This window comes from Gordonia sp. NPDC058843, assembly GCF_042743165.1.
Taxonomy (GTDB): domain Bacteria; phylum Actinomycetota; class Actinomycetes; order Mycobacteriales; family Mycobacteriaceae; genus Gordonia.
Genome location: NZ_JBHYNC010000006.1, coordinates 1 through 14571, shown reverse-complemented (window position 1 = coordinate 14571; position 14571 = coordinate 1). Strand labels below are relative to the sequence as shown.

General features: G+C 68.0%; 15 protein-coding genes. 9 read left to right on the top strand and 6 right to left on the bottom strand.

The window, feature by feature from the left end; translation table 11 throughout:
* Positions 1–138 precede the first annotated feature (138 nt).
* Both ACFW3F_RS06185 and ACFW3F_RS06180 read right to left on the bottom strand, forming a co-directional pair.
* Positions 139–1158, bottom strand: a complete 1020-nt coding sequence (locus ACFW3F_RS06185) for a crotonase/enoyl-CoA hydratase family protein (RefSeq protein WP_388055368.1) — start codon at positions 1156–1158, stop codon at positions 139–141.
* Positions 1151–2800, bottom strand: a complete 1650-nt coding sequence (locus ACFW3F_RS06180; RefSeq protein WP_388055366.1) for an acyl-CoA dehydrogenase family protein — start codon at positions 2798–2800, stop codon at positions 1151–1153. The genes ACFW3F_RS06185 and ACFW3F_RS06180 overlap by 8 nt, the downstream gene beginning before the upstream one ends.
* Before the next feature lie 124 nt (positions 2801–2924).
* Between ACFW3F_RS06180 and ACFW3F_RS06175 the strand changes: the two genes are divergently transcribed.
* From ACFW3F_RS06175 to ACFW3F_RS06160, 4 genes are all read left to right on the top strand, one after another.
* The gene (locus tag ACFW3F_RS06175) at positions 2925–3668 is read left to right on the top strand and encodes a PaaX family transcriptional regulator C-terminal domain-containing protein (protein ID WP_388055364.1); all 744 of its coding nucleotides are present in this window, start codon (positions 2925–2927) and stop codon (positions 3666–3668) included.
* A gap of 109 nt (positions 3669–3777) precedes the next feature.
* Positions 3778–4935: a septum formation family protein gene (locus ACFW3F_RS06170; protein ID WP_388055362.1), complete on the top strand. Its 1158-nt coding sequence runs from the start codon at positions 3778–3780 to the stop codon at positions 4933–4935.
* Positions 4936–4939: 4 nt separating this feature from the next.
* Positions 4940–5290 carry a metallopeptidase family protein gene (locus ACFW3F_RS06165; protein ID WP_388055360.1) on the top strand — a complete coding sequence of 117 codons (351 nt, stop codon included), beginning with the start codon at positions 4940–4942 and terminating at the stop codon, positions 5288–5290.
* A gap of 116 nt (positions 5291–5406) precedes the next feature.
* Positions 5407–5907, top strand: a complete 501-nt coding sequence (locus ACFW3F_RS06160) for a hemerythrin domain-containing protein (protein ID WP_388055358.1) — start codon at positions 5407–5409, stop codon at positions 5905–5907.
* A gap of 9 nt (positions 5908–5916) precedes the next feature.
* On the opposite strand, the gene ACFW3F_RS06155 is transcribed toward ACFW3F_RS06160, so the two are convergent.
* Both ACFW3F_RS06155 and pheA read right to left on the bottom strand, forming a co-directional pair.
* Positions 5917–6576, bottom strand: a complete 660-nt coding sequence (locus tag ACFW3F_RS06155; RefSeq protein WP_388055355.1) for a histidine phosphatase family protein — start codon at positions 6574–6576, stop codon at positions 5917–5919.
* Positions 6576–7544, bottom strand: a complete 969-nt coding sequence (gene pheA / locus ACFW3F_RS06150) for a prephenate dehydratase (RefSeq protein WP_388055353.1) — start codon at positions 7542–7544, stop codon at positions 6576–6578. Before pheA ends, ACFW3F_RS06155 begins: the two co-directional genes overlap by 1 nt.
* A 159-nt stretch (positions 7545–7703) precedes the next feature.
* On the opposite strand from pheA, the gene ACFW3F_RS06145 reads away from it, so the two are divergent.
* The 3 genes from ACFW3F_RS06145 to ACFW3F_RS06135 all read left to right on the top strand — a co-directional run bounded on the left by ACFW3F_RS06145 (position 7704) and on the right by ACFW3F_RS06135 (position 10719).
* On the top strand, positions 7704–8456 hold the full coding sequence (locus ACFW3F_RS06145) for a DUF2470 domain-containing protein (RefSeq protein ID WP_388055351.1): 753 nt from the start codon (positions 7704–7706) through the stop codon (positions 8454–8456).
* Between the two features lie 74 nt (positions 8457–8530).
* Positions 8531–9328 (top strand): CPBP family intramembrane glutamic endopeptidase, encoded by a 798-nt coding sequence (locus ACFW3F_RS06140; protein WP_388055349.1) that lies wholly within the window; start codon positions 8531–8533, stop codon positions 9326–9328.
* Positions 9329–9471: 143 nt separating this feature from the next.
* The gene (locus ACFW3F_RS06135; RefSeq protein WP_388055347.1) at positions 9472–10719 is read left to right on the top strand and encodes an oxygenase MpaB family protein; all 1248 of its coding nucleotides are present in this window, start codon (positions 9472–9474) and stop codon (positions 10717–10719) included.
* 99 nt (positions 10720–10818) lie between these two features.
* Here the strand turns inward: ACFW3F_RS06135 and ACFW3F_RS06130 are convergent, their stop codons facing one another.
* Positions 10819–12234: an APC family permease gene (locus ACFW3F_RS06130; RefSeq protein ID WP_388055345.1), complete on the bottom strand. Its 1416-nt coding sequence runs from the start codon at positions 12232–12234 to the stop codon at positions 10819–10821.
* A gap of 148 nt (positions 12235–12382) precedes the next feature.
* Positions 12383–12775 carry a hypothetical protein gene (locus ACFW3F_RS06125; protein ID WP_388055344.1) on the bottom strand — a complete coding sequence of 131 codons (393 nt, stop codon included), beginning with the start codon at positions 12773–12775 and terminating at the stop codon, positions 12383–12385.
* A 41-nt stretch (positions 12776–12816) separates the two neighbouring features.
* On the opposite strand from ACFW3F_RS06125, the gene ACFW3F_RS06120 reads away from it, so the two are divergent.
* Together ACFW3F_RS06120 and ACFW3F_RS06115 are read left to right on the top strand one after the other, a co-directional pair.
* Positions 12817–13740, top strand: a complete 924-nt coding sequence (locus ACFW3F_RS06120) for an LCP family protein (protein ID WP_388055341.1) — start codon at positions 12817–12819, stop codon at positions 13738–13740.
* A gap of 85 nt (positions 13741–13825) precedes the next feature.
* Positions 13826–14362, top strand: coding sequence for a ferritin (locus ACFW3F_RS06115; RefSeq protein ID WP_388055340.1), 537 nt, complete (start codon positions 13826–13828; stop codon positions 14360–14362).
* Positions 14363–14571 lie beyond the last annotated feature (209 nt).

Sequence of the window (14571 nt, the reverse complement as noted above, 5' to 3'; positions counted from 1 at the left end):
TACTGAGGAGCGAGCTTGCGAGCGTCACCCCTGCTCCCTGAGGAGCAAGTTTGCGAGCGTCACGAAGGGGTGGGTCGCTTCTTTCGGACCAGGGACCAGAAGGATGGCGCCATGCTTGCACTCGGAGACCAGAGAGGATCATTCTGTCGGCGAACGGAATTGAGCCCGCTTCCAGTCGCCGTTGACCTCGTCGCGCTCGCGGACCGCTTCGCGGAATCCGGCGGTCGCGGCGCGCTGCTGGAAGGCGTATCCCTCTCGGGTGTGCCGGGAGATCCCGTCGAACACCGTGCTGATCATGCCCGAGTTCGTCACTCCCTGCGCCAGGAGGGCGCTGTTGAGGGCCAGTTTGGCCATGACGAGCTGATTGATCGGCATCCGCGCGATCCGCGCGAGGAGATCCTCGGTGCGGTCGTCGAGTTCGTCCGCCGGCGGCGCCTCGACGGCCAGTCCCCACTCGTGCGCCTGCTCGCCCGACAGGCAATCCCCGGTGAACAACAGCCGTTTCGCGCGCTGGTCACCGAGACGATGGGCCCACATGCCTGCGGCGGGAATTCCCCAGACCCGGGTCGGCGGATACCCGATCTTGGTGTCGTCGGCGCAGATGATCTGGTCGGCGTAGAGCGCGATGTCGGTGCCGCCGGCGACCGCGAAGCCGTGCAGCTTGGCGACCGTGGGCTTGTCGGCGTGGAGCAGGCTGGCGAAGCCGCGGTTGAACCTGCTCATCATCGCGTAGTCGACCATCGGATCCCAGGTGCGGTTCGGGTCGTGATTGCGTGCCTGCACAACGGGATCGAGAACGGTGCCGGTTCGAGGATCGACAGCTTGCGACGGGTCGCCGCCGTTCTCCGCGAAGATCGACAGGTCGTATCCGCCGCAGAAACCCTTACCCCGCCCGGACACGACGATCACGTGGACGCCGGGGTCGAGGTCGGCGCGCTCGACGGCGTGTGACAGCTCGACGGGGGTGTCGGCGGTTATCGCGTTGCCCTGATCGGGCCGGTTGAACGTGATACGGGCGATCCGGCCGGTGACCTCGTAGGTGAGAGTGCGGTAGTCGACACCCGGTTCACCTTCCGCGCGTCCGGCGAACAAGGAGTCCTCGCCGTGGCGGAGATCGTCGCGCCACCCCGCCGGTCGCGACCCGCTCGCCTCATCCATGTGTGTTCTCCTGCACCGTCTTCGGGATCACGCGTTCGATGATCGACGCCGTGTCGACACCCGGCGGCAGGGTGCCGAACACATCTCCCCGGTCGTTGCCGAGCCGACTCGCGACGAACGCATCGGCGACCGCGGGATGTCCGTACCGGACCAGTAGAGAGGCCTGCAGGAGCTGGGCCATGCGGCCGACGACCCGACGGGCTCGGTACTGCATCGAATCGAGATCGCCGAACTCGCGGCGAAGGTCCTCGGCGGCGGCGTCGAGGTGCCGGTCCGCCCCTGCCGCACCATCGATCTCGTCGAGGAACGCGGTGACCGTGTCGGGCTGTTTGGCCATCGCCCGCAACACATCCAGGGCGGCGACGTTGCCCGAACCCTCCCAGATGGACATGAGCGGGGCCTCCCGGTAGAGCCTCGGCATCCGCGACTCCTCGACATATCCGTTGCCGCCCAGACACTCCAGTGATTCGGCAGCATGGATCGGGGCCCGTTTGCACACGTAGTACTTGCTGACCGCGAGCGAGATCCGTCGCAAGGCGTCGGCCCGCTGGTCACCCGCGCCGGCTTTGTCGGTCAGCTCGGCTAGCCAGAGCGCCGTCATCGTCGCGCCTTCCGACTCGACTGCGAGATCGGCGAGGACATTGCGCATCAACGGCTGGTCGACGAGAGCGGTACCGAAGGCCCGGCGATGATTGGCGTGATGGGCGGCCTGGGCGACGCCGACCCGCATGCCGGTCGCCGACCCCAGGGTGCAGTCCAGGCGGGTCATGTTCACCATCTCGATGATCGTCGCGACGCCGCGGCCTTCCTCACCGACGAGCCACCCGACCGTGTCGTCGTACTCCACTTCACTGCTCGCGTTGGAGTGGTTGCCCAACTTTGCTTTCAACCGTTGGAGCAGGAAGGTGTTGCGCGTTCCGTCGGGCAGGATCCGCGGGACGAAGAAGCACGACAGGCCGCCCGGCGCTTGCGCCAGCACCAGGAACACATCGCACATGGGCGCGGAGGTGAACCATTTGTGGCCGGTGATGCGGTAGGTCCCGTCCGGATGCGCCACGGCGGTCGTCGTGTTGGCGCGGACGTCGGACCCGCCTTGTTTCTCGGTCATCGACATCCCCGCCGTCAGTCCTGATTTCGTCGTCGGGGTGCGGAGCCCCGGGTCGTAGGCCGTCGAAACCAGAAGCGGTTCATAGAGTCTCGCGAGCTCGGTGTCGGCGCGCAGCGCCGGGACCACGCCGTAGGTCATCGACATCGGGCAGCCATGCCCGGCATCCACCTGCCCCCACACGCTCGACTTCACGGCGCGCTCGAAATGTGCCGTCGGGCTCGGGTCCGACCATGCGGCGCCGCCGAGTCCCAGGCCTATGCCCGTCCGCATCAGGTGGTGATAGGCGGGGTCGTAGACGACCTCGTCCACCCGGTTGCCGTACCGGTCATGGGTCCGCAGCTCCGGTGGGCGTGATTCCGCCAGATCGCCCCAACCCAGCGCCTCGGCACCGCCGGCCAGACGGCCGATTCGATGCAACTCCTCGAGCATGTGGTCGGCGCCCGCGCGGTGAACCGCCTCGGAGATCGCCGGATTGTCCGCAGCGTCGAAGTCGACGAGTTCGGGCACCTGATTGGTGACGGCGTGAGTGGACATGGCGGGACCCGCCTTCCTGATCGGAGTCGCGATCCACCGTATTACATCCTCGGCGCAAGCGCTATGAATCTGTAATGAAACGCAGCCCTACGCGCCGCTCGACCTCCTCGATACCATCGACGCCGTGGCCGGACGCGTGGAGATTCCCAAGCTCACGGCCCGTTCGGTCATCCTCAGCGCCCTGCTGGGCCTCGACGCGCCCGATGCGTCGATCAACGGATTACTGGCCATGGCCACCGAGCTCGGACTACGCGAATCGACAGTACGAGTGGCCCTCACCCGACTGGTCGCGGCGGGAGATCTCGAACGGACCGACGGAAGATGCCGACTCTCGCCACGACTCGTCGAACGACAACGACGACAGGACCGCGCTCTGCATCCGGCGCGGCGCGACTGGGACGGCAACTGGGACCTCGCCGTGGTGACCATCGGTTCGGAGAGCTCCACCGACCGTGCGCTCCTGCGCGACACCCTGCAGAAGGCCCGACTCGGTGAGCTCCGCGAGGGCGTCTGGGCGCGTCCGGCGAACGTCGACCTCGAGTTCCCGCCAGAACTTCGTCGACGCCTCAGCTTCTTCCGCGCCGTTCCCGAGGAGGCGTCGACGGAGCTGGCGTCGCGGCTGTTCGCACCGTCGACCTGGGCGGCGTCCGCGGTCGAGTTGCTCGACGCGTTGCACACCGCGCCCGCGCTCGCAGACCGGTTCGAGGTCGCCGCCGCCATCGTGCGCCACATACTGGGCGACCCGCTCCTGCCCGGCGAACTGCTCCCGGAGCCGTGGCCGGGAGATCGCCTGCGCGAGGGATATGAGGGCTTCCGGAACGAGCTCACCGGAGTCGCCGCCCGGCACCTGACACCCGACTCGGCATGAACAACCGGTCGTCGAACCCGGGCGCCGACATCAGCCGAGAGCAGGCCGGCACCGGTCATCGGCGCACGAGGGTGTGCCCGGTCCGGTCCGTTAGGCATGATGGATCCCGATGAACGCGCCCGACCCCGACCGCAGCCACCCCGCCGACGCCGATGCACCGCCTGCGTCGGCATCCGGCCGACCGACCGGCGGGCCGCGCCGACCAGGCAGCATCGCCCGCAACCCGGTCTTCGTGATCCTGGGTGCGATCGTCGTCGGCGCGCTCGTGGCGGGCGGGATCGCCTTCGCGACGGGGGTCTTCGACGACAGCGGCAGCGTCGGCGGCAGCAACATCGGCGAAGGCGAGCGACTCACCGAGAACGCCTTCACGAAGTCGGTCGCGGGTGACTGCCTGGATTGGCCCGCAGGCAACCCCGGACAGCCGCTCGACGTGCCGTGCGAGCAGAAGCACCGGTTCGAGGTCGCAGGCGCCATCGACACCTCGCTGATCCCGGGTGCGGAGTTCGGCGAGGACGCTCTCTGGCCGGGTGCCGAGCGTTTCGCGACCATCCGCGACGAGCAGTGCCCGGTCATGGTGGACCAGTACCTCGACGGTCGTCTCGATCCGCAGGGCCGCTTTGCGGTCGGCATGATGTACCCCTCGCAGGCGCAGTGGGACAAGGGGGCGCGTCAGCTGCGCTGCGGCGTCCAGGAGAACGGTGCGGACGGTGCGCCAGTCCAATTCTCCGGCCGGGTCGCCGACCAGAACCAGTCGTACGTGTGGCCCGAGGGCACCTGCGTCGGGATCGATCCCGAGACCCGCGCACCGACCGGTTTCGCGGTCAACTGTGCTGAGCCACATGCCTTCCAAACGACCGGGATCGTCGATCTGTCTGTCCGCTTCGGCGACCGGATGTCGAACAAGCCGTGGCCGCCGACCGGAGCGCAGAACAGCTACCTCGGTTCGATCTGTCCGGTGCAGGCCGAACGGTTCGTCGGTGGGCGCAAGCCGCTCGACGCGACCACGCTCAATGTCCAGTGGTCGGTACTCAGCGAACCGAGTTGGCTCGCGGGTAGCCGCAAGGTGGTCTGCTACCTCGGACTGCCCGACAAGCGTGGCGGATTCGCGACCCTCGTGGGCGACGCCAAGGGTGGCGCCCTGCTGATCAACGGTCGTGCGCCGGTCGCACCGCCGCAGGGCCCCCCGGGGCGAGCCCTGCCGACACCGGTACCGCTCCCGCCGGGAATCGCGCCCAACCCCGCCGAAGCACCGGCCCCGGCGGGTTGAGTCGATGTCCGTGACGATGTCCGACGACGAGTTCGACGGGCTGGTCTCCGATGCGCTGGACACCATCCCCGGCGACCTGACCGACGCCATGAACAACGTGGTCATCCTCGTCGAGCCGTTCAACCCCGAAGAACCCGGCATCCTCGGGCTCTATCACGGCGTGGCACTGACGATGCGGACCAGCGACTACGGCGGTTTCCTGCCCGACACCATCACCATCTACCGCGACCCCATCCTCGCGATGTGCCATTCGCGGGAAGAGGTGGTCCACGAGGTGGCGATAACCGTCGTCCACGAGATCGCACACCACTTCGGCATCGACGACGAATGGCTGCACGCCAACGGGTGGGGTTAGATCGGGCCCTCGCACGCCCGACGCGGTTGCCGGAATCGCTCTCGATGTTTGACCTGCGACGGAACGCGGTATGAGGGGTAGCAGATCGAGCAGCCCTCTATCTCAGGAGTCCGTCCATGTCCTCAGACGCCATCGTCATCCTGCGGGATGACCACAAGGAGATCCGCAAACTGTTCCGCGACTTCAAGTCGCAGGGCGACAACGCCATCAAGACCAAGGGCAAGATCGTCGACAAGATCATCGAGGCCCTCACCGTGCACACCTACATCGAGAACGAGGTGATGTACCCGGAGATCCGCAAGCGCGTGCCTGAGCTCACCGACGACATCCTCGAGTCGTACGAGGAGCACCACGTCGCCGACGTCCTCGTCGTAGAGCTCGCCGCCCTGTCGCCGGACGCCGAGCGGTTCGACGCCAAGACCACCGTCCTCATCGAGAACGTGGAGCACCACATCGAGGAGGAAGAGGACGAGTGGTTCCCCAAGGTCCGAGAGGCCCTGAGCCGCAAGGACCTCCGGGAGATCGGCGAGGAGATGCTGCGCCGTAGGGAGAAGGCGCCCCGACGACCGTCGCAACCCTCGGCACTGAAGAAGACGGTCGACGCCATCATCAAGTAGGCGCCGCGCTCAGCCCATCGGTTCGTCGACGAGTGGCTCGTCGACGACCTCGAACGGCGCGGTCGAGGCGCCCCAGCGCCGGCACACCCACACCCCGTCGGAGTACTCGAGTTCGATGGAACCGGTGTTGCCCAGGTGGGTTGCGGCGGCGAACCGGGAGTCGATCCCGGCGAGGCGTGCGGCGATCAGGCGGATGGCCGCACCGTGACTCACCAGGAACACATCGCGCTGATCCGGTCCGGTGAGATACATGTCGGCGAGATCCTCGACCGTCGGCAGGTACCGGTCATAGACCATCGTGAGGGATTCGCCACCCGGGATGCGCGCGTCGAGATCGCCGTCGTGCCAGCGGTGCATGATGCCCTGGAAGACCTCATGCGATTCACGGTCGGCGCGGTCTTCCAGGTCACCGGCCTGCACCTCGTGCACACCGTCGATCGCGGCGGTCTCCACGTCCCACACCGACCCGATCAACTCTGCGGTCTGACGTGCGCGGAGCGCCCGCGAACTGAGCAGCACCGCGTGCTGTTCCGGCACGTTCTCCAGGCCGAAACGAACTCCTTGCCGCGCACCGAAATCGGTGAGTGCGGCACCGGGTAGGGCGGTGTCCAGGCGGCGCATGACGTTCGACGTGGTCTCGCCGTGACGGACCAGATGTAGTCGCGCCATCACTTGCCTCCTCGGCGCATTGCGTCGATCCAGGCGATCGACTCGGTGTGGTCGGGTGGGGCGGAGCCGGTGGTGCGTACCGCCGGCCACGACCCGAGGAACACCACCCGTTCGGACCGGCGGTGAAGGGCGGCAAGCGCTTCGGCGACGGCCGCGTCGTCGATGTGTCCGACGGCGTCGAGGAAGAACCGGTACCGCCCCGCGATGCTGCGACCCTGGGCCTCGTCGCGCTGCGGGCGGGACTCGATGCGCGTGAGGTCGATTCCGCGCGAGGCGAATTCGTTCATCGCCGCCATCAGGCTGCCCGGTTCGTTCGACAGGTCGAGTATGACCGACGTGCGGTCGGCACCGGTGCGGGGTAACGGGATTCCCGGTCGACCGAGCAGGAGGAACCGCGTCGTCGCCTCTCGCGCATCGGCGACACCATCGGCGAGTACGACGAGTCCGGACAGCCGGGCCGCGAGTCCCGTGGTGACCGCGGCATCCGCCTTCCCGGCCGCGACGTCATGCGCGGCAGCGGCATTGGAGCTCGCGATCACGAATTGCGCATTCGGGAACAGCTCACCGACCCGGCGACGCACCTGTGCGGACGCAACAGGGTACGCGGCGATCGTACGGACATCGGCCGCGGGCAGCGGGGTGACGGCTGCGATCGAGAAGGAGATGTCCAGCACTGTCTCCGCGAACGCCTGCACACGCCCGTCGGCGGCATCGGCCACCGACGGCACCAGCGCATCCATCGTCGCGGGCACCGAACCCTCGATCGAGCTCTCGATCGGCACACAGCCGTAGTCGGCCTCCCCGCTACGGATCATGGCGATGGTGGCGGCGGGACTCGACGCGGCAACCCGGTCGATCCCGCCCGACAGTTCGAGGCCGGCTTCGGATCGATGTGCGGCGAGGACCGCGTCGAGTGCCATCTCGGTGAAGGTTCCGGGCGGGCCGAAGTAGGCGATCACAGGCACCACACGAGCCTAGTGGAAGTCGCCCCGCCGAGACCGTTTCGCATATGTGTCCCGACCTCGACGCATGCGTGTGAAAAACATTGACGCATGCGCTCCAGGAATTTAGGTTAGGGTTACCTTTCATACGACCTGCGCCCCGAGACGCCGACCGGAGAGACTGTCATGACGAGAACGACGACCGACCGCCCGACGGATGCCGAGATGATCCAGACGGCCTGTCGTCGCGTCGGTTCCGCGATCCTGGCCGTCGAGGGCGCGGACGCCACCCCCATCGACGTCGTGCACCTCTTCGAGTCCCAGGCCTTCGTCCTCGTACCGACCGACGGGGACGCGATCCGGATCGTCGACGGCGCCGAGGGCATCCCCGCCATGCTCGAGGTGACCGACTGGGCGCCCATCGACCTGCGTGAGCGCGTCCGGTCGGTCATCTGGCTGAACGGCACCCTGCACGAGGTTCCGCGGGACCTCGAGCGCGACCTGGCCATCGAGATCGCAGCCGAGCACCCCGACGACGGACTCCTGGACATCGGGCACGGCGCGTCGATGTTGCGACTCCAGGTCGACACCGCGGTGATCGCGTCGTCGGACGGAGCGGCCTCGGTGCCGGCCACCGAACTCGCCGACGCCGATCCCGACCCGTTCTGGGAGCACGAGGGCAGTTGGCTGGAGCACCTCGACTCCGATCACGCCGACATCGTCGGACAACTGGTCCGCAAACTCCCCGCCGACCTGCGCACCGGACGCGTGCGGCCGCTCGGTCTCGATCGCTTCGGCATCCGGTTCCGCATCGAGGGACTCGAAGGTGACTCCGACGTCCGGCTCCCCTTCGCCCGTCCGGTCTCCGACGTGTTCGAACTGTCCCGTGCGTTGCGCAACCTCGCGGGCTGCCCGTTTCTGAACTCGATGCCCGACTGACCCGCGTTTCGTGGCGCCGACGCGCGCCGCTTGCCCACCATCGCTGCGGAGCAAGGGGTCCTAGGCTGACCGGCATGGGCTTGCGCGAGTACCTGAAGCCGTCCCCGCACGGCGTCCCGGTCGTCACCGACCGGATCGAACGACGCGGCATCATTGTCGAACTGGTCATCGTCGGCGTCCTGACATTCGCGTTCTCCGCACTCTCGGCGGCGCTCGCACTGCTCGAGGCACAGCTCGCCGGCGGCATCGGCGAGACAACCGTCGCCCTCAATCCCAGCCGGTCCGATCTCGATCTCATCGACGCCGTCCGGCAGATCATGAGCGGACTCCGGCTGTTCGCCATCGCCGCCCTGGGTGTCTACCTGTTGTGGCGCAGCGGAATCGGGCTGTCGCGAGTCGGACTCGGCCGGTGGACTCCGCGCCGCGACGTTCCCGCCGGGCTGGTCCTCGCCGCCGTGATCGGTCTCCCCGGGCTGGGGCTCGTCGCGGTGGCCCGCGCGCTCGGCCTCAACGCGAGCCTCGTACCCAGCCAGGCCGACACCTGGTGGGAGTGGCCGGTTCTCGTGCTGATCGCGATCGGCAACGCCGCCGCCGAAGAAATCGTCGTCGTCGCGTACTTCATCACCCGGCTGCGCCAGCTCGGGGTGTCCGACGGCGCATCGCTCGCGGCCAGCGCGATCCTCCGCGGCGGCTATCACCTGTACCAGGGCTTCGGAGGCGGCGTCGGGAACCTCGTGATGGGCATCGTCTACGGTCGCTTCTACCAGGTCAGCGGGCGCGTCTGGCCGCTCGTCATCGCCCATGCGGTCATCGACGTGGTGGCCTTCGTCGGGTACGGGCTGCTGCGGGACCACCTGTCCTGGGTCGGGTGAGCAACCCCTACCCCCCGTCGACCGTGCGCTCGATCCCGTCGACTGTGCGTCCATTCCCGTCCACTGTGCGCTCGATCCCGTCGACCGTGCAGCCCTACCCGGCCACCGTTGAACACGGTGAGATGATTCGGTAAATTCGTCTCATGACCGTCGACGCACCGCCCGTCCCGACCGCCGAGCCTGCGAACGTCCCGTTCCCGCGACGCCATCGGGCCGCCGAGTCCCGCGGTCGACGCATCGGCAAGCTCCTGAAGGTCTACAACCACCTCCGCGAACCCACCGACGACGAACTCGCCCGGCTCGGGCGACGCCTGCGCACCCGAGACGAACCCGCCGCGACACTGGTCCGGGCGATGCGGCTCCCGCGGGACGCCGACGGTCGGGTGACGATGCGCCAGTTCCAGCAGGCGCTCGCCGGCGACATCCCGTCCGACGCACCGGCGGCCCTCCGCGACTTCTTCGCACTCGTCGAGGACACCCCGGACTGGGTCGATCCCGATCTCTGCGACCGCGGCGCCGCGGTCTACCGACGTTTCGGCCAGAACGCCAACGACGTCCTGCTGCAGCTCTCCCTGATCGGCGGCTACCGGTTCGGCGGACCCGCCGACCTGCTGGTCGCCACGGGCGGACTCACCGGGAACACCGTCATCCGGCGTCTCGGCGAGACACAGACGTGGGCCATCGCGGTCGGTGAACCGGGCGGGATGGCCCGCGGCGGCGAGGGCTGGCGGCTCACCGTCCACGTGCGCCTCATGCATGCCCTGGTCAACGAGCGGTACGAGCACAACGGTCGCTGGGACATCGACCAGTGGGGTCTGCCGATCAACCAGTCCGACCTGGCCGCCACACTGAACCTCTTCAGCGGCGCATTGATGATGGGCGTCCGCGCCCTCGGCGTCCCGGTGAGCCGCGACGACTCCCGCGCCCTCATGCATCTCTGGAAATATGTCGGCTGGTTGATCGGCGTCGACGACGACTGGCTCTTCGACTCCGAACGTGACCAGCATCAGCTGAGTTACGCGGTCCTACTGGCACAGCACGACGTGACCGACGCCGGCGCGGCGCTCACCACAGCCATCGTCGACGCCCAGAATCGCCTGCACTACCGACGTTTTCCCCGCGTGGCCGCGCGCTACACCCGTGCCCGCCTCGTCAGCATGCTGCAGGGGTTCCTCGGCGTACGCGGCATGCGCGACCTCGGTCTGCGCCCCGCACTGCCGTGGGCCTTCGGCTTCGCATGGCTGCGAAATACGTTCACCTACCAGATCATTGCGCGCACACCGGCCGGCCCGCGTTACCTGGAATGGACCGGCGCCCGCGCACGACGCCGGGCTCTCTTCCGCCACTTCGGCGCCGACGCACCGGAGATCGGGTCGCTCGCGGAGCGTTGAGTCGGCGGCCGGGGCGTCGGACTGATGTCCCATGCGACTTGAGTCCGTCGGGGCGACCTCGATCGAGGTCGCGCGAACGGATTGATGTCGCATGCGACATCAGCTGGGCTCGGCGTCGCCCTCGGCACGATCGTCGTCGGCGACCGGGCGCCCGCCCGATCCGGTGACCCGCGCGAGGAGATAGAGCACGAGTCCGACGACGATCAGGATGCCGGCGCGCAACCATGTCGACGCACTCTGCTGGGTCATCAGCACGATGCAGGAGATCACCGCGAGCACCGGCAGGATCGTCGGCGCCCGGAAGTGGTCGGTGTCCGTCCGCTCGCGGCGCAGCACGAGGACGGCAACGTTGGTGCTGATGAACACGAACAGCAGCAGGAGCACCACGGTCTCGGCGAGTGCCGCGACGGTGCCTGTCGCCGAGAGGACCATCGCGACTGCGGTGGTCGCCAGGATCGCCGTCCACGGCGTCCGTCGTCTGGGCAGGACCTTCGCCAGGGCCCCGGGGAGCAGCCCGTCACGTGCCATGCCGAAGGTCAGGCGCGACGACATGATCATGGTCAGCAATGCGCCGTTCGCGACGGCGATCAACGCGATCAGGGAAAACAATTCGTCGGGTATCCCGACATCGGCGATGGAGACGACCTCGAGCAGCGGACCCGACGACTCCACCAGTCGCTCGGGTGGGGCGACCACCGACACCGCGAGGCCGACGAGGACGTACACCACTCCCGCGACGAGCAGGGCACCGAACAGCGCCTTGGGGTACACCCTCCGCACGTCACGGACTTCCTCGGCCATGTTGGCGGCGGTCTCGAAGCCGACGAACGAGTAATAGGCCAGCAGCGCGGCCCCGAGCACGGCCAGCGCCGGCGTGGACTCGTCGGTGAACTCCAGCACGCGCTGCGGCTCGCCGTCCCCGCGACCCAGCACGATGCCGGCCAGGACGACGACGAGGACGAGTCCGGAGACCTCGACGACGGTCATCACCACGTTGGCTCGCAGGGACTCGGTGATCCCGCGGGCGTTCAGCGCCGCGACCGCGAGGAGGAACACCAGCGCCGCCACAGTGGTCGGCACGTCGAGGAAGACCTGCAGGTAGTCGCCGGCGAAGGCGAGCGCGAGCCCGGCGGCACTCGTGACGCCTGCGGCCAGCATGCAGAATCCGACGAGGAACGAGACCAGCGGATGGCGGTAGGCATGTCGCGCGAACACCGCCGCGCCACCGGCCCGCGGGTACTTGGTGACGAGCTCGGCATACGACGCCGCGGTCAGCATCGCCAGCCCCAGAGCGAGCGCCAGCGGCACCCAGATCGCGCCGCCGACCTCGCCCGCGACCTCGCCGACGAGCGCATAGATCCCCGCGCCGAGTACGTCACCCAGGATGAACAAGAAGAGCAGCTTGCCGGTGATGGCGCGCCGCAGTGGCGTCTGCCCACCCTCGGTCCCGGTGCCGTCGGACGCTGCGTCATCGATTCCTGCGCCGCCCGCTTCGGCGACGTGTTTGTCGGTCATGGCCAGTCCTGTACCCCGTTCGGGCCGCGATGAGACCTCAGCGGCATATTGCGCTGGGGACGACGCCGCGTCGGCACGCCAACCGACCGACATCCGCCACGGTCGCCCATGCGTACATTTGATGGGATGAACGAGCAGGACCCGCCGATCATCCGGCGAGGTCGCCCCGGGCCGCCGATGCCGCCCGGGCGGCCAGCGGGCCCGACTCCGCGCCCGGGACCGCCTCCCGGCCACGGCCACCGCCCACCTCCCGGCAGCGTCGGCCCGTCGGCTCATCCGCAGGCCATGCCACGTATCCCCGCGGGCGGATCCGACCCGCGCCGCGCTCCGGGGCCCGGTCCGGCCGGCCGGCCGCCGCATCCCGCATCCGGCGCCGGTGGGTACGCCCCCACCCAGCGGCCGGAACCGATCCCGGACGATCGGTCTCGAGGCCCACGTCCGCCGCGCGAGGATCGGCGCGACCGCAACCGCTCCGGCGATCGCCCGCCCGTGCCTCCGCGACCGGCAGCATCTCCTCGACCGGCAGCGCCTCCGCGGCCACGGCGCACCGGGCGTCGCGGCCTCCGGGTCGGCAAGATCCTGATGGTCCTGCTGCTCGTCATCGTCCTCGGCAGTGTCGGACTGCTGTTCTACTACGACTCGAGACTCGATCGCATCGACGCGCTGCCGGCCTATGCCGGCCGCCCATCGGACACCCCCGGCACCAACTGGCTCATCGTCGGCACCGACTCGCGCTCCGACCTCACCGAGGAACAACGCCGAGCACTGGCCACGGGTGACGCCGACGGCTCCCGCACCGACACGATCATGCTCGTCCACAATCCACCCGGCGGCGGCAAGGCGATCGTGGTGAGCATCCCGCGCGACCTGTACGTTGAGGTTCCGGGTCACGGCAACCTGAAGATCAACGCCTCCTTCAGCATCGGCGGTCCGGCGCTGCTCGTGCAGACCGTCGAGAACCTGACCGGGATCCGCATCGACCACTACGCGGAGATCGGCTTCGGCGGATTCGACACCCTCGTCGACTCGGTCGGCGGCGTCGACATGTGCATCGACCAGCCCCTCAACGACCCGAAAGCCGGTCTGCGCCTCGCGAAAGGCTGTCACCGACTCGACGGCCGGCAGGCACTCGGACTGGTTCGCACACGCGCATTCCCGCGGGCAGACCTCGAGCGGGTGATCAACCAGCGGAAGTTCCTCGCGGCACTGGTCTCCCGCGCCACCAGCCCGACGGTGCTGCTCAACCCGTTCCGGCTCTTCGGTTTCGTCGGTGGCGCCATCGACGCCCTCACCGTCGATGACCGCGACCACATCTGGAACCTCGCATCGCTCATGTTCGCTCTCCGCGACCCCATCACCACGACGACCCCCGCAGGCGAGAGCACCTTCACCGACGAGGGTCTGGCACTGCCGGTCAACGGGCAGACCGAGGAGTTCTTCGCCCTGCTCCGCGCAGGTCAACCGATCCCCGACGAGCTTCTCGTCGACGCGGGCGGACCGTCGTAGAAGGGTTCCCAAAGGCAGGCGAGACTTGCCTTACTTAGCCTGAACTTGCTGGTGAGAGCCATTTTTCGGCTCTACGATGGTCCGCATGACCGAGCACACGAAATTTCACCAACTGCTGCACGACCAGATCAGCAACGAGTTCTACGCCTCACAGCAGTACATCGCGGTCGCCACCTACTTCGACAATCACGACATGCCGCAGCTCGCAAAGCTCTTCTACCGCCAGGCAGTCGAAGAACGCAATCACGCGATGATGATCGTGCAGTACTTCCTCGACCGGGACATGGAGGTCGAGATCCCCGGCATCCCGGCGCCCAACAACCGCTTCGACGATTACCGCGCGCCCATCGATCTCGCTCTCGCACAGGAGAAGACGGTGACCCAGCAGGTCGTCGACCTCGCCAAGTCGGCCCGTGACACCGGCGACTACCTCGGCGAGCAGTTCGTGCAGTGGTTCCTCAAGGAACAGGTCGAGGAGGTCGCGACCATGACGACCCTGCAGACCATCGCCGAGCGCTGCAACGGAAACCTGTTCGACCTCGAGAACTTCGTCGAGCGCGAGTTCAACGGCGAGAGGACATCCGATGCCACCGCACCTCCCGCAGCTGGCGGAAACGTCTGACGCGCAAGCGCTCTCAAGCTTGACGCACCCGCTGCTCCCTGAGGTGCGAGCGAAGCGAGCCTCGAAGGGCCCGGCGAGTCGAACTCACCAAGCCCTTCGAGGCTCGTCGCTATCGCTCCTCGCACCTCAGGGAGCAAACAGAATCACCGCTCCTCGCACCACAGGGAGCAAAAAGTATAACACCGCCTCGCAGCACAAGGAGAAAACAG